13 protein-coding genes are annotated in these 18,137 nt (G+C 45.3%); 11 read left to right on the forward strand and 2 right to left on the reverse strand.

From position 1 onward, the window contains the following. Positions 1–522 precede the first annotated feature (522 nt). The 7 genes from arcA (at position 523) to BSR11_RS11865 (ending at position 11,215) form a co-directional block, all read left to right on the forward strand. Positions 523–1,743: an arginine deiminase gene (gene arcA / locus BSR11_RS11835; protein WP_072670558.1), complete on the forward strand. Its 1,221-nt coding sequence runs from the start codon at positions 523–525 to the stop codon at positions 1,741–1,743. Positions 1,744–1,803: 60 nt separating this feature from the next. Further along, complete coding sequence (gene arcC, locus BSR11_RS11840; protein ID WP_072670559.1) at positions 1,804–2,718, forward strand: carbamate kinase; 915 nt, start codon at positions 1,804–1,806, stop codon at positions 2,716–2,718. Between the two features lie 131 nt (positions 2,719–2,849). Further along, positions 2,850–3,860, forward strand: coding sequence for an ornithine carbamoyltransferase (locus BSR11_RS11845; protein WP_072670560.1), 1,011 nt, complete (start codon positions 2,850–2,852; stop codon positions 3,858–3,860). 202 nt (positions 3,861–4,062) lie between these two features. Beyond that, positions 4,063–4,542: an arginine repressor gene (locus BSR11_RS11850; protein ID WP_072670561.1), complete on the forward strand. Its 480-nt coding sequence runs from the start codon at positions 4,063–4,065 to the stop codon at positions 4,540–4,542. Between the two features lie 76 nt (positions 4,543–4,618). Continuing rightward, positions 4,619–6,424, forward strand: a complete 1,806-nt coding sequence (locus BSR11_RS11855; RefSeq protein WP_422636406.1) for a protein-disulfide reductase DsbD — start codon at positions 4,619–4,621, stop codon at positions 6,422–6,424. A gap of 415 nt (positions 6,425–6,839) precedes the next feature. Next, entirely contained in the window at positions 6,840–10,400 is a 3,561-nt protein-coding gene (gene pulA, locus BSR11_RS11860; protein WP_208604788.1) for a pullulanase-type alpha-1,6-glucosidase, read from the forward strand. 185 nt (positions 10,401–10,585) lie between these two features. Beyond that, positions 10,586–11,215 carry a response regulator transcription factor gene (locus BSR11_RS11865; protein ID WP_072670563.1) on the forward strand — a complete coding sequence of 210 codons (630 nt, stop codon included), beginning with the start codon at positions 10,586–10,588 and terminating at the stop codon, positions 11,213–11,215. A 62-nt stretch (positions 11,216–11,277) separates the two neighbouring features. On the opposite strand, the gene BSR11_RS11870 is transcribed toward BSR11_RS11865, so the two are convergent. After that, the gene (locus tag BSR11_RS11870) at positions 11,278–13,017 is read right to left on the reverse strand and encodes a potassium/proton antiporter (RefSeq protein WP_072670564.1); all 1,740 of its coding nucleotides are present in this window, start codon (positions 13,015–13,017) and stop codon (positions 11,278–11,280) included. 567 nt (positions 13,018–13,584) lie between these two features. On the opposite strand from BSR11_RS11870, the gene BSR11_RS11875 reads away from it, so the two are divergent. The 3 genes from BSR11_RS11875 to BSR11_RS11885 all read left to right on the forward strand — a co-directional run bounded on the left by BSR11_RS11875 (position 13,585) and on the right by BSR11_RS11885 (position 16,265). Next, positions 13,585–13,845, forward strand: coding sequence for a DUF4212 domain-containing protein (locus BSR11_RS11875; RefSeq protein WP_072670565.1), 261 nt, complete (start codon positions 13,585–13,587; stop codon positions 13,843–13,845). A gap of 5 nt (positions 13,846–13,850) precedes the next feature. Next, entirely contained in the window at positions 13,851–15,632 is a 1,782-nt protein-coding gene (locus tag BSR11_RS11880; RefSeq protein WP_072670566.1) for a sodium:solute symporter family protein, read from the forward strand. A gap of 111 nt (positions 15,633–15,743) precedes the next feature. Next, on the forward strand, positions 15,744–16,265 hold the full coding sequence (locus BSR11_RS11885) for a hypothetical protein (RefSeq protein WP_072670567.1): 522 nt from the start codon (positions 15,744–15,746) through the stop codon (positions 16,263–16,265). 127 nt (positions 16,266–16,392) lie between these two features. Here the strand turns inward: BSR11_RS11885 and BSR11_RS11890 are convergent, their stop codons facing one another. Further along, the gene (locus BSR11_RS11890) at positions 16,393–17,064 is read right to left on the reverse strand and encodes a 7-cyano-7-deazaguanine/7-aminomethyl-7-deazaguanine transporter (protein ID WP_072670568.1); all 672 of its coding nucleotides are present in this window, start codon (positions 17,062–17,064) and stop codon (positions 16,393–16,395) included. A gap of 395 nt (positions 17,065–17,459) precedes the next feature. Here BSR11_RS11890 and gmk point away from each other — a divergent pair, with 395 nt between their 5' ends. Further along, positions 17,460–18,083, forward strand: a complete 624-nt coding sequence (gene gmk, locus BSR11_RS11895; protein WP_072670569.1) for a guanylate kinase — start codon at positions 17,460–17,462, stop codon at positions 18,081–18,083. Positions 18,084–18,137 lie beyond the last annotated feature (54 nt).

Below are 18,137 nucleotides of genomic sequence, written 5' to 3' on the forward strand. Positions count from 1 at the left end.
TTATCAAACCATGAATTAAATTCACCTGTTAATTCAAATACCAGTAAATCACCAGCATTTTATAATTGTTCTAGATCAATCTTTCCTCGCTTATTTTGTTAACATTAGAACAAATCAAACCAGAAAAACCGTTATCTAATCTCGAATAATGAATAAATTCGCCACCTTAAGCCTATCTGATACTTTCACTATTTGCATAATATTTCCAAATCAAATGCTATCAGGCTGAAAATCGGCCAATGAGCAATAATCAAAAGCATTTTATTCCATAAAAAACCATTAAAAAACCGCCGATTTAAACCTTATCAAATGAATAATATTTGTTAATAAGTCATTCCAAATAGCAAATTAATATAAAAAGTAAACTGTGAGCCATATCCAAGAAAGAACACAAGTACAGGGTAATATTAAATACAGAACAAAGAGATGAATTTAAATATAAATTTCAATCTCCCTCAAACACCCTACAGAATAATTATACCTTTAGTTAATTAAGGTATACAAAATAAGAGAGATACGATTATGAGTAAGTTATACGTAGGTTCTGAAGTAGGTCAATTACGCCGTGTTTTAATTCATCGTCCACGACGTGCATTAACTCATTTAACCCCCTCTAACTGTCACGACTTATTATTTGATGATGTGTTAGATATTGAACGCGCAGGTAAAGAGCACGATATTTTTGCCCAAACCCTCCGTGATCAAGGTGTGGAGGTTTTGCTGTTAACAAATTTGCTCGCCGAAACCCTCGATGTGAGTGAAGCCAAAGAGTGGTTGTTACATACACAAATCTCAGATAATCGTTTTGGACCAACGTTTGCCAACGATGTTCGCTGCTTCCTTAATGATTTACCACATCTTGAATTAGCCAAAATCCTAACCGGTGGCTTGTCTTATGGCCAATTCCCGATGCAATCATCGTCTCTTTTGCAATCGATGCATAAAGTGGATGACTTTATTATCAAACCATTGCCAAACCATCTGTTTACTCGTGATACCTCCTGCTGGGTATACGGTGGCGTCTCCATTAACCCAATGGCTAAAGTGGCTCGTCAACGCGAAACCAACCATCTAAGAGCGATTTATCGCTGGCACCCAACCTTCGCTGGTCAAGACTTCATCAAATACTTCGGTGATGAAGAACGCAATTATGACAAATCGACCATCGAAGGCGGTGATGTTTTAGTCATCGGACGCGGTGCGGTGTTAATCGGCATGTCTGAGCGCACCACGCCACAAGGGGTAGAGCAACTGGCTTCAGCGCTATTTAAACATGGTCAAGCCAAACAAGTGATTGCCCTTGAGTTGCCTCAAGAACGCTCTTGTATGCATCTCGACACAGTAATGACTCACATGCGCGAAGATACCTTCTCTGTTTACCCGAATGTGATTCCTGATGATGTGAAATGTTGGAGCTTAACCGGCGATGCTTCTGGCAAAGTTAAGGCTACGCAACAAGCCTCTTATATTCATACTATCGAACGTGCACTCGGTGTCGACAAGCTACAGATGATCACCACAGGTGGCGATAGCTTTGAAGCAGAACGGGAGCAATGGAACGACGCTAACAACGTACTCACGGTTCGTCCAGGGGTGGTCATTGGCTATGAACGCAATACTTATACCAATGAAAAATACGACAAAGCTGGCATTACCGTACTGCCTATCCCAGGTGATGAACTCGGCCGTGGCCGTGGTGGTGCTCGCTGCATGAGCTGCCCCATTGAACGTGATGATATCTAAATTAGGGCGAGTGAAATGGGAGAACAACACTTCTCCCATTGACCAACGAGAGAAATGACTATGACAAAACAAACTGTTGTCGTCGCCTTAGGAGGCAATGCCTTACTTCGTCGCGGCGAGCCATTAGAAGCGGATGTTCAACGCCACAACATTCAGATTGCCGCACAAGCCATCGCGAAAGTTGCTGAGCATTACAATGTGGTACTGGTGCACGGTAATGGTCCACAAGTCGGATTATTAGCACTACAAGGGCTGGAATACAAAAAAGTTAACCCATACCCACTCGATGTATTAGGTAGCGAAACCCAAGGCATGATTGGTTATATGCTGATGCAAGAGTTCAAAAATCTACTTCCTGAGCGCAACGTCACTTGTATGTTGACTCAAATGACCGTTGATGCCAATGACCCTGCGTTTGCTAATCCAACCAAACCGATTGGCCCGGTTTATCAAGCCGAAGAAGCGCGAGCTTTAGCTGAGAAATACCATTGGACAGTAAAACCTGATGGCCAGTATTTCCGTCGCGTAGTACCCAGCCCGCTACCTACTGGCATTGTCGAACATCAAGCCATCAATACCCTAATTGCGGATGGTCATTTAGTGATTTGTACTGGCGGTGGTGGTATTCCGGTGAAATATCAGCATGGCAAGCTGGTTGGTGTGGAAGCCGTGATCGATAAAGACATGTCAGCCGCCTTTCTCGCCAAACAAATTGGCGCCGATGCGCTGCTTATTTTGACCGATGCCGATGCGGTTTATCTCGACTGGGGCACGCCGACCCAACACGCTTTACGCAGCACTACGCCTAGTGAACTGGCGAACTATCAATTTGATGAAGGCTCAATGGCACCAAAGATTCAAGCATCTTGTGAGTTTATTAAACAAGGGGGCAGCGTGGTCGGTATTGGAGCCTTGGATGATGCTTTAGCCATTTTAGAAGGCAAAGCAGGTACTAACATTACTCGCGACCAATAACGAGACTAACCCTGAGATAATTTTCAACGTGTTTATGCCATCCAGAATTCGCATTGAACGCGTACGTCACATCAGCAGACTATTCGGCGCTAGCCCGAACAATAGCAGCGCTCTTTAACGAGGATAAGATCATGGCTTTTAACTTACGTAACCGTAACTTCCTAAAATTACTCGATTTTACGCCAAGAGAGATCCAGCATTTATTAGATTTATCGATTGAGCTAAAGAAAGCCAAATACAATGGCTATGAACAACCTCGCCTAAAAGGTAAAAATATTGCCTTAATTTTCGAAAAAACCTCCACTCGCACTCGCTGCGCGTTTGAAGTCGCGGCTTTTGATCAAGGGGCTCAAGTTTCTTACCTTGGTCCTTCTGGCTCGCAAATCGGCCACAAAGAGTCAATGAAAGATACCGCTCGCGTTTTAGGGCGGATGTACGATGGGATTGAGTACCGTGGTTTTGGCCAAGAGATTGTCGAAGAACTCGGCCAGTATGCCGGTGTGCCTGTATGGAATGGACTGACCGATGAATTCCACCCAACACAAATTCTCGCTGACTTTATGACCATGCTCGAACACGGCCGAGGTAAAGCACTGCATCAAATCAAGTTTGCTTATTTAGGTGATGCACGCAACAACATGGGCAACTCATTAATGGTCGGCGCAGCAAAAATGGGCATGGATATTCGCCTCGTAGCACCAAAAGCATTCTGGCCAACAGAATCACTGGTTGCCACTTGCCGCGCAATTGCTGAAGAAACGGGAGCAAAAATCACCCTAACTGAAGATGTGCAAGAAGGCGTCATGGGTTGTGATTTCCTTTATACCGATGTTTGGGTTTCGATGGGCGAAGCCAAAGAAGCATGGGCTGAGCGCATCCAATTAATGCTGCCGTATCAAGTGAATATGGATATGATTAAAGCCACGGGCAATCCACATGTGAAATTCATGCACTGCTTGCCCGCATTCCATGGTGAAGATACCACCGTCGGCAAAGAGTTGGCCCAAGCTTACCCAGAACTAAAACAAGGGGTTGAAGTCACTAATGAAGTCATCGAATCAGAACATTCGATCGTATTCGATGAAGCGGAGAACCGGATGCACACCATTAAAGCAGTCATGGTAGCGACACTGGGCGATTGATTGATATTTCTGCTAATTTACTCACGGGTCGGAGTCCGGCTCGTGAGTATCATCACTTGCCTCACTCATTAATCTAAATGACTAGCTTATCATCATAATACAGTCTTTTATTTGGTGATCTTCCGCAATAAGCCGTTAATCAATAAGTGATATGCTCAGTTACAGAATGATATTTGCTTAACAATTGAACGAGGGCTCGACCGTGAACCGAACCATACCAGACATTGATGCTGATGAACGCTCATTAACTGCGGCTTGCAAACGACTGCTACAACAACAGAGTTTCGCTAATCAACATGAGCTACGCGAGCGCTTAGTCCAACTGGGATTTGAAGGCGTCAGCCAGTCCACTGTGTCACGTTTACTCTCTCAACTTGGTGTGGTTAAAGTCCGTAATGCATGTGGTAAAAAAGTCTATTGCATCACGGTAGAAACCGCACCAGTGCATGTTGAATCCTCTATTGCATCCCAAATTGAATTTATTACTCATAACCAATCAGTGGTAGTGGTCAAAACTCATCCAGGTAGCGCTCAGTTAGTGGCTCGTTTGGTTGATATCGATCCGCACAGCGAAATCATTGGTACCGTGGGCGGTAATGATACCGTACTCGTGATTCCGCGCGACGCCAATCGTGTCGAAGCCTGTGAGCGAATTGTCAAAAGTCGGTTAGGGGTGGCCTAACCCCAGCGCTGCACTGTATCTTCCAACCCATTGTCTATATAGTAAAGCCAATCGTGTTTTGGATGTTGTAGTGATGATGCGTCTATTTATTTCTCTTTTACTGCTGCTTAGTACAGCAATCAGTACGCCAGCATTGGCCACATTGACCGTAAATCCTTCGTTTGATTTAAACGGGTCCTCGCGCTTCGCTTCGGTCGAACAAGCCTTTCCGCTGTCTTTTTTCCAACAAGCTGATCAGCTATTTTTAGATTGGCAAGTCAAGCCGGGGTACTACTTATATCAAAGTAGCCTAACGATTGAAGCTCACAACGCCCAATTGGGCGATTACGTGTTACCGCAAGCGCAGCCATATCACGATGAATTTTTTGGCGATGTGATGATTTATGACACCCCACTGTCGATAAACGTATCACTGAAAAATGCCCAATCTGGTGCTACATTGACCGTGCGCTACCAAGGCTGCGCAGCGGCAGGCTTTTGTTATCCACCTGAAACTCGGGTTATTGATCTTGAACCCATAATCGGCCAAACATCCAGCGAACCTATCTCTAGCTCAACCGTTATATCCGCAACGTCGTCAGCGGTGCAGAACAGTGCGGCCGTTAACGAAGCTAACCATCCAGCTTCACAACAAGATTCTTTAGCGAATCGATTAGCGCACAGCGCTTGGACTCCACTGCTGTTTTTATTACTCGGTATTGGCTTGGCGTTCACTCCCTGTGTACTGCCGATGTATCCGATTTTAACCAGCATCGTACTTGGTGGCGGAGCTATCTCACAACGTCGCGCGTTGTTATTGAGCGTGATCTATGTGCAAGGGATGGCGCTAACCTACACATTGTTAGGTTTAGTGGTGGCCTCGGCTGGATTGCAATTTCAAGCCGCGTTACAACACCCTTATGTGTTAATCACACTCAGCGTCTTGTTTGTTGCCTTAGCGTTATCAATGTTTGGTTTATACAGTTTGCAACTGCCGAGTAGCCTACAAACTTGGCTAAGTAGTTTAAGTCAGCGCCAGCAAGGTGGACGCCTTGGCGGCGTGTTTATGATGGGCGCGATTTCAGGCTTAGTCTGCTCACCTTGTACCACCGCGCCACTGTCCGGAGCTTTGCTTTATGTGGCACAAAGTGGCGATTTAGTTACCGGAGGCGTAGCGCTTTATGCATTAGCATTAGGTATGGGAATCCCCTTAATTGTTGTCGCCGTGTTCGGTAATCAGTTACTGCCGAAAGCCGGCGACTGGATGAATCGCATTAAGGTGTTGTTTGGTTTTGTGCTTCTCGCGGCGCCGATTTTCCTACTGGAGAGAATTATCCCTAGCTTATGGAGCACGATATTATGGTCGGCGTTAGGATTAAGCGCATTCGGTTGGCTATACCATGCAAAAAATAGCTTACCTTTTGCGGGTTGGAAACAAAGCCTAATTGGTATTATTGCCATCCTCGGCCTGTTATTCTCCGCTCAACCACTGCTAAATTATTGGCTGAATACCAATCATTACAGTACTCAACAAGCCAGCATTCAGTTTCAACCAATTAAAACTGTCGAGCAGCTTAACCAAGCTTTGCTCAACGCTAAAGCAGCCGGAAAACCGGTAATGCTCGATTTTTACGCTGACTGGTGTGTGGCCTGTAAAGAGTTTGAGCGCTATACCTTTCATCAGCCCGCCGTTGAAGAACAGTTAGAAAACTTTGTGTTACTGCAAGTAGATGTTACCCGTAGTGAGCCAGAAGATTTTGAACTCTTACAACATCTGCAAGTACTTGGTTTGCCGACCATCGATTTCTGGGATGGACAAGGAAATCGACTACCTCAAGCGCGTATCACTGGCTTTATGGCCGAGCATCCTTTTCTTGCTCATTTAGAAAAATTCCAACTCTAATCAGTTTGGCAGATAAATCCCCATCGATTTATCTGCCATCTTTATTTCCCTGATTAAATATCTCTCCCTTTTTTGTGATACTACACGCCGTTTACGGTAAATATAAAAATCAATAACATTGACTTATTACCCACAGAATCGCAATAAGTAGGACAATGACGACAAACGTCCGCCACTCATCCCCCCTACTCATCCTGCAAAGTGTGCGCTTTTCGAAAGTCAATCACCCTACCAAGCGTGATAATGGTTCGTAGATTGTAATTTTTATCGCTCTAAAAAATCTTTATCGCGATGGCTCACATTTTGTATAGGTTGCTTATCCCTAGCATGTCCAGTGAACTCATAACCTGACTAATTCTATAACGTTGTTAATTAAATATTTTATAGATTAGATAGAAAACTAGGGACTTAGAACGTGAACAAACCTAATTTTTCGGCATTAAGTAAAGCTATGCTGCCCATTTTAGCAGGCAGTTTACTGGTCGGTTGTAACTCGTCATCGGATGATGATATCGCCGCAGAAACACAAACCGTCACCGTTTTTTATAAAGCTGACCCCACATTACGTAGTCAAACTAGCGATAACGATCTTTATCAGGGGCTCACTCTCCACGTATGGAACGATAACCATTGTCGTTCCTATGCAGGAAGTAATACCGAGTGGAATAATGGTCTCGCTCCAAATGGGATTGATGCCACCTTCGGAGCTTACTGGCACCTCCCCTACAGGCAAGATGCTTCGCAGTGCATCAATATGATCCCTCACTTTGGTAACGATAAACCACTGGGTGAACTTGATACGAAAATTGACTTAACCCAACTAGGGAAAAATGCCAGCGTCTATACTCAACAAGGAGTAGCCGCCGTTTACCCTGAGTTAATTGCTAGAAGTGAGTTAAGACAAGATACATTACGTATTTACTTTAATAGTCAAGATGGTGACGAAAGCGATTTTAGACTGCATGTTTGGAACGAAGGCGAATGCAGCAGTTACGATGCCGGAGACACAAGCTGGCCGGGACTCCGCCCGACTGGATTGAGTAAAACCTATGGTGCTTATTGGGACTTACCCATAAATAGCAATGGTGATTGTATAAACCTTATCGCCAACACTAACGGCAATGGCGATTACCAAACCGATAACTTGAAATTTGAGTTTGCTCAACAAGGGGTCATTGGAGCGATTGGGATGCTATTTAAAGGCACCAATAAAGTCTTTTATCAACCATTAGCACGCTTGCCACAAGGCCAAGTGGATGTCATCGGTGCCAGTGCTATATTTGCTGACGCTAAGACGGTATTAGTCGGCAATAAAGAAGCGACCTCAGTGACACTCTATCACTCAGCGCAAGGTGAGCTTAGTTTTGATTCCGCCAGCAAATCGGTGACTGGTTTTGATAGCCAGTTCACCTCTAAGCTTAAAGCCGCCAATGATTGGACATCAGAAAAACCCCATCTCAAAGATGACTTTGTTGGTTTTAGTTTTGACTATAGCGAAGAGCAATTGAAACAATTACTCAAAGGTCAGCTCTGGTTAGTCGCCAGTGATCATCAAGGGGTAATTCAAGCGACAGAAGTGCAACCCGCCAGTGCCTTGGATGCTCTCTATGCCGATGAAGCTGTCAAGTTGCCATACGGCGCACTAACGAATGGTAATACAACCACTTTCCGTCTTTGGGCGCCAACCGCTCAATCCGTCAAGCTGATCCCTTATGGTGCTGATAAAAAAGCCCAAACTCCTATAAATATGGAATTTGATGCTAAATCAGGCAGTTGGTCAGTAGAAGAGACAGCGCTAAAACATGGCGATTTTTATCGCTATCAAGTAACGGTTTATCATCCAGCCACGGATAGAGTGGAACGCTATGAAGTTACGGACCCGTATTCACTTAGCTTGGCGATGAACTCAGAATATAGCCAAGTGGTGGATCTCAACCATCCTGATCTTACACCTGCTGGTTGGGAGGACTTAAAAGCGCCTCATTCGCAAACCAACCCTGCTCAGTTTGTGCTTTATGAAGCCCATGTGCGCGATTTCTCCGCTTTAGATGACAGCACACCTAAAGCCCACCGTGGTAAATTTACTGCTTTTGCTCAATCAGATACCGTACCCGTTAAACATCTGCAAAAATTGGCAGAATCAGGAGTCACCCACCTACATCTACTGCCGGTGTTTGATATTGCTACCATTAATGAAGATCCAAGCAAAGTAGCCGATATTGATCAGCCATTCAGTAAACTGTGTCAATTACAGCCCGCGGTGCAAAACGATCCCGCTTTTGGTACTTACTGTGCGACTGAGATAACCATTTCGGCCGTATTCCATCAGCTAAAAGGCGATGACCATAAACAAAACCCTGTGGTGCAACGCCTAAATGGCTTTGTGCGCGATGTCGATAGCTTTAACTGGGGGTATGATCCTTTCCACTTTACCGTTCCCGAAGGCTCTTACTCAACCAACCCTGATGGTACAACGCGCATTAAAGAGTTCCGTGAGATGGTGATGGCGGTAAAACAAGAGATTGGTATGAACATGGTTATGGATGTTGCCTATAACCACACCAATGAAGCTGGCGTCTCAGATAAATCGGTACTCGATAAAATTGTCCCTTGGTATTACCAACGCTTGAACGAGTTTTCTGGTCAAGTAGAAACCTCTACCTGCTGCTCGAATACCGCACCAGAAAATCGGATGTTTGCGAAATTGATTGATGATTCGATTTATACCTGGACCAAAGCATACAAAATTGATGCCTTCCGTTGGGATTTAATGGGCCATCACCCACTTGAGCAAATTCTAGGCACTTTCAAAGTAGCGCAACAGGCCAATCCTGAGGTCTACTTCTATGGTGAAGGTTGGAACTTTGGTGAAGTGGCCAATGATCGTCAATTCAAGCAAGCGACACAGCTCAACTTAGCCGGTACGGGGATCGGTTCATTCTCCGATCGCCTACGGGATGCTGTACGTGGCGGCGGCCCCTTTGATAGCCAAGAATTCCTACGTAGTAACCAAGGCTTTGGTAATGGTATCCATGTTCTGCCTAATGATCTAGCTACAGACAATAACCGTGCCACCGCGCTACATTTGGCGGATATTGTGCGAGTTGGTATGGCTGGTAACTTAAAAGATTTTACATTTACCGATAGCGAAGACAAACTAATCAAGGGTTTTGACCTCAAATACAACGGCCAGCCCACAGGCTATGCGCAAGATGCTTGGGAAATACAGAACTACGTTTCCAAACATGATAATCAAACTTTATGGGACAATAACCAATTCAAGATTGCCTATGGTGTTACCACCGATGAGCGCGTGCGCATGCAAGCAGTGAGCTTATCCACAGCGATATTAGGTCAAGGGGTACCGTTTATTCATATGGGTAGCGAGATCTTACGCTCTAAATCGATGCAGCGTGACTCTTACGACTCTGGAGATTGGTATAACCGCGTCGACTTCACCATGGACACTCACAACTGGAATATCGGTTTACCTCGTGAAGATAAAGATGGCGAAAACTGGAAGATAATTGAAGATGTGATAACCGGAGCAGGTACTAACGCTCAACCAGATAAAACCGATATGGAAACCATGCAAGGTTATTTCCATGAGCTTGTTCAATTACGCGCTTCATCCGGCCTGTTCACTCTGGGTAAAGGAGAAACCATTATCGAAAGAGTCAAATTCCACAACACGGGTAGTGAGCAAATTGCAGGCGTGATGGTCATGAGCATGGATAATAGCGGTGAGCGTTTTGATGGTGCGATTGATGCCGAGCGCCAAGGTCTGCTGGTAGTGATTAACGCCTCACCAGAACCTTTAGCACACTTTGCCAACTTTGACGCTACTGGCTATCAGCAGCACAGCATTCAGCAACACGCTGGCGCGAACTCGATTGGTGCAGGAGCCAGTGTCAATAACGGTAAGTTATCGGTTCCGGCTTGGTCAGTCGCGGTGTTTGAGAAACCGGCCAGCTAATAAGTTAAAAAGTAGCTCGTAAACGAAGCCTATCATTCAGCGTCAAGTGCTTACCCATTTGACGCTTTTTTCATTGAGCACAATAAAAAGGCGATACAGTTCAGACTTTTAGTTCATCGCCATTGTGACTATCAACAAACAAGACAATAATTTCTGTAACTAAATGTTCAAAAGTAATTAACGTCATGGATTCGACCTACACCATTATTATCGCTGATGATCATCCACTGTTTCGTAATGCGCTATTTCAATCGGTGCATATGGCGATCAGCGGCGCTCATTTGCTTGAAGCAGACTCATTAGACGCCCTATTGAACCTATTAAGCCAGCAAGCGGATGTTGATCTACTGCTGCTCGACCTGAAAATGCCCGGAGCCAATGGCATGTCGGGCTTGATTCAATTGCGCGCTCTTTACCCTGAGCTGCCCATCGTGGTTATTTCTGCCAGTGAAGAATCAGCGATAGTCTCTCAAGTCAAACATCATGGTGCGTTTGGTTTTATTCCTAAATCCAGCGATATGCGCAGCTTGATCAGCGCACTTAATCAGGTGCTCAATGGCGAACCTTATTTCCCGGCAGGATTGGTCGACATCCCCAATCAAGGTAATGACTTAGCCGAGAAAATCGCCACGCTCACTCCCCAACAATATAAAGTGTTAGGGATGCTCTCCGACGGTTTATTGAATAAACAAATCGCCTATGAACTCAACGTCTCCGAGGCAACGATTAAGGCCCATATGACGGCAATTTTCCGTAAGTTAAACGTCACCAACCGAACTCAAGCCGTCATTCTGCTCAAACAAATCGAATGGTAGTTGACCCGCAGTGCGCGTCGCTATCAGCGCCCACTGCCGGCTCTCGATATTAGCTATAGGCCTTATTCCGTGGACTCTTCTTCTTCGGCAGGTAAGCGTAAACCGACCTTAGTCACTTGCCAATCGACCACATCCGCGACTACCCACTGCAAACCGTACCATTCAAAATAGTCCCCCAACACAGGGCTGTTACCTAACTGCTCAGCAACCAGCTCTTTCAACGTCAGACTTGCCGATTGCTCCCCTAAATCTAAACCATATAACAGCGCAACATCGACCAACTTAGTATTAATGTCCAAGAAAAAATCACCGAAGAAGCGAGCCAACGAGGCTTTTTCTGGCGCTTCGCTGAACAGTTGACTTAAGGCTGGAAGATCATTTTCTTGACCTAAAACACAGAGAATATCCGCCTCTTGCAACTGAGTGCTACCGGATGGGTAAAGCAATTGTTGATCGCGAAACACTGCGACAATTCGAGTCCCTTCCGGCATAAACAAGTTGCGCAGTGGTTCACCGATACACCATTTATCTTCTTTGAGGCGATAGACAAACAACTCCCACTGGCTAGCGGGAAAGGCCTCTACACCAGTACGATAAATTGGCTCAGGTTTGGGCGGCAACTCAACTTTAGCCAAGCTCATCGCTTGAGTTAATGAGCCACCCTGCACGATAAGCGACACCATAACCACGAAAAAGGCGAGGTTAAAATACAACTGAGCGTCTGGTAATCCGGCCATCATCGGAAACACGGCCAAAATAATCGGCACCGCGCCGCGCAACCCTACCCACGAGACAAACCATTTTTCACGAGCAGTAAAACTTTTAAACGGCAGCAAACTGATCCACACCGACAGAGGCCGCGCAAAGACAATCATCCCAAAAGCCAAGGCCAGTCCTGGCAAAACGATATCCAGCAAATTAGAAGGAGTGACTAATAGCCCGAGCACCAAGAACATACCGATTTGTGCCAACCAAGTCATACCATCCAATACGTTTAAAATTGACTGGCGGCCACGAGTTGGGCGGTTACCGAGCAGTAAACCGACTAAGTAAATCGACAAGATGCCACTACCACCAAGCGCATTGGACAAAGCGAAGATGATTAAGCCGCCACTGACGGTTAGGATTGAGTAAAGTCCTTCAGGAAGCTGAGTATGATTGATCAACTTCCACAGTAGCCAGCCACCACTCAATCCCATCAATGCACCAACACCAAATTGCTGAACAAAACTCAATGCTAAAAATCCAGCACTTAAATCCAAACCTTGATTACCCAAAACAGCAATCAGAGTCACAGTAAGAAATATCGCCATCGGATCGTTGGTACCCGATTCAATTTCGAGTGTTGCTCCCACCCGCTCATTTAGACTACGGCCTTTCAGTAATGAGAATACCGCCGCCGCATCCGTCGAGCCAACAATCGCGCCGACCAAAATACCTTGCAATAACGTCAGATCAAATAGCCACATGGCCATCAATCCTGTCAGCGTAGTGGTAATCGCCACCCCAAAAGTGGCGAGAGAAATAGAAGGCCACAAAGCAACGCGGAAACTCGCTACCCGAGTGCGCATCCCACCATCAAGCAAAATAATCGCCAACGCCAAATTACCAATTAAATACGCTAGAGGATAATTATCAAAGACAATCCCCCCTAAGCCATCTTCCCCAGCCAACATTCCGACCGCGAGAAAAACCAATAAAATTGGAATGCCTAATTTTGATGATACGGGGCTGAGCAAAACGCTTAATGCAATCAGTAATGCTCCAATCAGAAAAAAACTATTAATGGTAACTGCGTCCACGTATCCTCCTATCATCGATTAATGATATCGCCCTAACCCATTGTCTCTTGGCCTATATTGTGCACTACTTTATGACACAGTAACGAAAAGTTTATGTAAACAAATGACTGTTTGGACAAAAAAATTCAATTTAATCACCTCTTCATGCAGCGATGATCATTATACCTTTGGCTAATTCCTTCCCTTTATTCAACAATAAAATCTAAGAATAAAAAAATAACACAATAAAAATCAACACATTAAATCCACCCCCATCACGACTAAAGTTGCACAGATCACCCACATAAAGCCTGCTAACCTTCAAAGTAACAATATTTTAACAATGCAAGAAGGAAGATCGCGATGGCGTTCGATGCAAACAAGCGCGCACAAGCTCACTGGAAAGAAAATTGTCAGAATATGACATCTCAATTTACGGTGCCCTGCAACTCAGGGAGTTTATCCTCACTTTGGTTGCTTGCAGCAATTCCGTCATATTTGACCTTCGACTGAGGTCAGTTGGCACCTTGCCTAACTACCACTCACTTAAAGTTACTCGATAATAAATACATGGAAGGGGACATAACTATGGACGATCATAACACGAACGCCGCCGCTTACTGGAGCGCTAACCTACGCTACATCACAATCAGCCTGATCATCTGGGCCTTAGTCTCTTATGGATTTGCCATCTTGCTGCGGCCGATGCTCGCTGGCATTCATATTGGTGGGACCGATCTGGGTTTTTGGTTTGCGCAGCAAGGTTCGATTATTACCTTTATCGCGATCATCTTTATCTACGCTTGGAAGATGAACCAGTTAGATAAAAAATTTGGCGTAGAGGAGTAATTTTCATGAGTCAATTTGCCATTAACTTACTGTTTGTTGGTGCCTCCTTTGCTCTCTACATCGGTATCGCCATTTGGGCTCGCGCCGGGTCAACCAAAGAGTTTTACGTCGCTGGCGGCGGCGTTAACCCGATTACTAATGGTATGGCCACCGCCGCCGACTGGATGTCAGCCGCTTCATTTATCTCGATGGCTGGCTTACTGGCTGCCGGTGGTTATGCCAACTCTTCTTTCCTAATGGGCTGGACGGGAGGATATGTCCTTTTAGCTATGCTGTTAGCACCCTACTTACGTAAATTCGGTAAATTTACCGTGCCTGATTTTATCGGTGACCGCTTTTACAGCAAAGGCGCTCGTATCACGGCGGTAGTGTGTTTAATTATCATGTCCGTGACCTATGTTATCGGTCAGATGACCGGTGCAGGCGTCGCCTTTTCCCGCTTCCTAGAGGTCAGCTCTTCTACGGGGATCTGGATCGCTGCTGCTGTCGTGTTTATTTACGCCGTATTCGGTGGCATGAAAGGCATCACTTATACTCAGGTTGCTCAATATGTGGTGCTAATCATCGCCTATACCATTCCAGCGGTCTTTATTTCATTACAACTAACCAATAATCCGATTCCGATGTTTGGTATGTTCAGTACCCACACGGAATCAGGCGTACCACTGCTGGTAAAATTAAACGAAATCGTGCGTGAACTGGGTTTCCAAGATTACACCGCTGATGTCAGCAATAAACTGAATATGGTGCTGTTTACCTTATCATTAATGATAGGTACGGCCGGCTTACCACACGTTATTATCCGTTTCTTTACCGTACCGAAAGTCGCGGATGCACGCTGGTCGGCTGGCTGGACCTTAGTGTTTATCGCCTTACTGTATTTAACTGCCCCAGCGGTTGCCTCTATGGCACGTTTAAACCTGTTAACCACCCTTTATCCTGATGGTCCTAGTGCGCCTGCGCTTAATTACGCAGAGCGTCCTGATTGGATTAAAACGTGGGAACAAACCGGCTTAATCCGCTGGGACGATAAAAATAATGATGGCCGGATCCAAATGTACAACGACAGCCCTGCTTTTGCTGAAAAAGCCACCGAGCGTGGTTGGGCGGGTAACGAACTTACCGTTAACAATGATATTCTGGTCTTAGCCAACCCTGAGATTGCCAATTTACCCAGTTGGGTTATCGGCCTAATCGCTGCTGGTGGTATTGCTGCTGCCTTGTCAACCGCTGCTGGCTTGTTACTGGCGATTTCATCCGCCATCAGCCATGACTTAATCAAAAATATTATTAACCCAAGGATCAGTGAAAAAGGGGAAATGTTAGCCGCTAGGCTATCCATGGCCGGCGCTATCTTACTGGCAACCTATCTGGGGTTAAATCCACCCGGCTTTGCCGCTCAAGTGGTGGCGCTTGCCTTCGGTATCGCTGCAGCAACCCTATTCCCAGCCTTGATGATGGGGATCTTCTCTAAACGTATTAACAGCGCTGGAGCCATTGCTGGCATGCTCACCGGTTTAATTGTGACTCTACTCTATATCTTCACTTATTTAGGTTGGTTCTTTATCCCAGGTACCAATATGCTGCCCAATACACCGGATAACTGGCTATTTGGCTCACTGGGTTATGGTATTTCGCCGCTGTCGTTCGGTGCTGTGGGGGCTATGATTAACTTTGCTGTTGCCTTTGCCGTATCGGCGGTGACCGCACCACCGCCAAAAGAAATCCAAGACTTGGTAGAAAGTGTACGTTATCCAAAAGGCGCTGGTGTTGCGATTGACCACTAATCAATCACAACCAAGGTGACAAGATTAACATTGACTCACGACTGTACACTCGGGCTTTCAACGGAAAGCCCGAATTTTTAGCAAGCCATTAGGTTTAGGTAGGATGACCGTATGTTTTGGGAATTAATTGCCACGTTTTCCGCCGGTTTAGGCGCTGCTGGAATCGCTTTGTTACTGAGAGCGATAACGCTAAAAAAACTGCCCAAGTGGATGATTCCGGTATTTGCCGGAGCTGGCATGTTGGGTTTTCAAATTTATTCGGAGTACAACTGGTTTAGCCATCAGCGTAGTTTGTTACCCGCTGGCGTTGAAGTGATACGTACGGCTCAAGAAAGTTCAGGCTGGCGACCTTGGAGTTATCTTTACCCGCAAACGCTGCGCTTTGTTGCTGCTGATGTGAACAATGCCAGCGTTAATCAACGCTACCCCGCATTAGTTTTGGTTGACTTGTATTTTTTTGAAAGACGCATGAGTGCGAGGCGCGTACCTCAGGTAGTGGATTGTGAGGCTGGTGCTCGCGCTGATTTTAGCGACGATTTACTGATACCAGCGACAGCAGAAAACATAACTTCAGGTTGGCACAAGCTAGCAACCGATGATCGATTATTGCTTTTATTGTGCCAGCGACACTAAGCAAATATTAAAGATAAGATCGGTGAAGGTCAGCGTTTTCCCCCCTTGAGAAAAGCATGACCAGTAACGTTAACCTGCTCCGTCACTTTACGTAGATTTAGCCCAGTAGAAGACTGGGCTACATGGTTTATATCTTGACGGGTTTACCTGATGTTTCGGGTTTAACCAAGGTCAATTTATGGATTAAATAATTCAGCAGCACCCCATACATCGGAACAAATAAACCTAAGCTGATCAAGAGTTTTAAACCATAATCGACCAAAGCAATCTCAGTCCAATGTTCAGCCATGAACGGATCTGGACTTTGGTAAAAAGCAATCGCAAAAAAGGCCACTGTATCCAGTGCATTACCGAATAGGGTTGACGCGGTTGGCGCTACCCACCACTGCTTCATCTGTCTGAGACGATTAAAGACATGCACATCTAAGATTTGTCCTAGTAGATAAGCCATAAAACTCGCTACCGCAATACGCGCAACAAACAAGTTAAATTCACTGAGTGGCGTAAAACCTTGGAACTGGCCTTCAAAGAAAATTACCGATAACAAATAGGAAACCGCAAGCGCAGGAAGCATCACCCAGAAAATAATTCTACGCGCTAAGCCAGCCCCAAAGATACGTACTGTTAAATCGGTAGCAAGGAAAATAAAAGGAAAAGTGAACGCGCCCCACGTGGTATGAAAACCGAAGAGTGTGAACGGTAGTTGAACAAGGTAATTACTTGACGCGATAATCACCAAATGAAATAACACTAAATACACCAGCGCTTTACGCAACTGGTCAGGAGTAAACCGACTCATATTGAACCTTTTTAGTTTGGTTTGGGGGCGAGGGAACCCAAATGTAAGCCGCAGCTTTAGTTAATAATGTTACTTAATCGAACAACAATTGCTGGATTAAGGGCGGCGATTATACGCAAACAGGATAAGCTCGCAAGGGTTACTTATTAAGCAATCGTTCTCTTCAATAGGAAATTTTTCTGTACACAGATTAGCCTATCGAGATAGCCACAGCTTTTACTTGAGCCGATCCGCTGGATCATGCTACTCTTCGCGTCCATTTTTCTGACCGAAATTGCCACGATCTAAACGGCATTACACTCAGTCAGTGCTAGTCTTAAGATAAAACTAGCGTTAATTTAGCATGATAAAATAGCGTTTCTCTCATCTTCCAACTCAAACGTGGAACCGAATAAATGGGCAAAGGTACTCTGTATATTGTCTCTGCACCTAGTGGCGCAGGAAAATCTAGCCTAATTGCAGGACTATTGGAACGAAACCCAACCTATGCGATGAAGGTTTCCATCTCGCATACCACGCGCGGAATGCGGCCTGGAGAGCAAGATGGCGTGCATTATCACTTTGTGCAAAAAGAACAATTTGAAGCACTGATTGAGCAAGGTGAATTCCTTGAATACGCCGAAGTGTTCGGGAATTACTACGGCACATCACGAGTCTGGATAGAAGATACGTTAGAAAAAGGCATTGATGTTTTCTTAGACATTGATTGGCAAGGCGCGCAGCAAATTCGCCAGCAAATGCCTCACGCCAAAAGCGTGTTTATTCTACCGCCATCCAAGGAAGAGTTGGAGCGTCGGTTGAATACACGTGGACAAGATAGCGCAGCGGTGATTGCCAAACGCATGAGCGAGGCTCGTTCTGAGATTTCTCATTATTGTGAATACGACTATTTGATCGTCAACGACGACTTCGATGTAGCCCTAATGGACTTTAAAGCCATCTTACGCGCAGAAAGATTAAAGCAAGATAAACAAGCCGCCAAATATCAATCGATGATCGCGGCTTTATTGGCGGAATAACCTCCGCCTTGTCATCCAACGAAAGTTGCCATCACTAACAGTGCTGACTTACGT

This window comes from Vibrio injensis (assembly GCF_001895205.1).
Lineage (GTDB): Bacteria > Pseudomonadota > Gammaproteobacteria > Enterobacterales > Vibrionaceae > Vibrio > Vibrio injensis.

Bases quoted from the DNA above. Each gene is read 5' to 3' on its own strand.
- BSR11_RS11890 (WP_072670568.1), bottom strand. From the start codon at position 17,064: ATGAGTCGGTTTACTCCTGACCAGTTGCGTAAAGCGCTGGTGTATTTA.
- gmk (WP_072670569.1), top strand. From the start codon at position 17,460: ATGGGCAAAGGTACTCTGTATATTGTCTCTGCACCTAGTGGCGCAGGA.
- BSR11_RS11880 (WP_072670566.1), top strand. From the start codon at position 13,851: ATGAGTCAATTTGCCATTAACTTACTGTTTGTTGGTGCCTCCTTTGCT.
- BSR11_RS11875 (WP_072670565.1), top strand. From the start codon at position 13,585: ATGGACGATCATAACACGAACGCCGCCGCTTACTGGAGCGCTAACCTA.
- arcA (WP_072670558.1), top strand. From the start codon at position 523: ATGAGTAAGTTATACGTAGGTTCTGAAGTAGGTCAATTACGCCGTGTT.
- BSR11_RS11885 (WP_072670567.1), top strand. From the start codon at position 15,744: ATGTTTTGGGAATTAATTGCCACGTTTTCCGCCGGTTTAGGCGCTGCT.
- arcC (WP_072670559.1), top strand. From the start codon at position 1,804: ATGACAAAACAAACTGTTGTCGTCGCCTTAGGAGGCAATGCCTTACTT.
- BSR11_RS11855 (WP_422636406.1), top strand. From the start codon at position 4,619: ATGCGTCTATTTATTTCTCTTTTACTGCTGCTTAGTACAGCAATCAGT.
- BSR11_RS11865 (WP_072670563.1), top strand. From the start codon at position 10,586: ATGGATTCGACCTACACCATTATTATCGCTGATGATCATCCACTGTTT.
- BSR11_RS11845 (WP_072670560.1), top strand. From the start codon at position 2,850: ATGGCTTTTAACTTACGTAACCGTAACTTCCTAAAATTACTCGATTTT.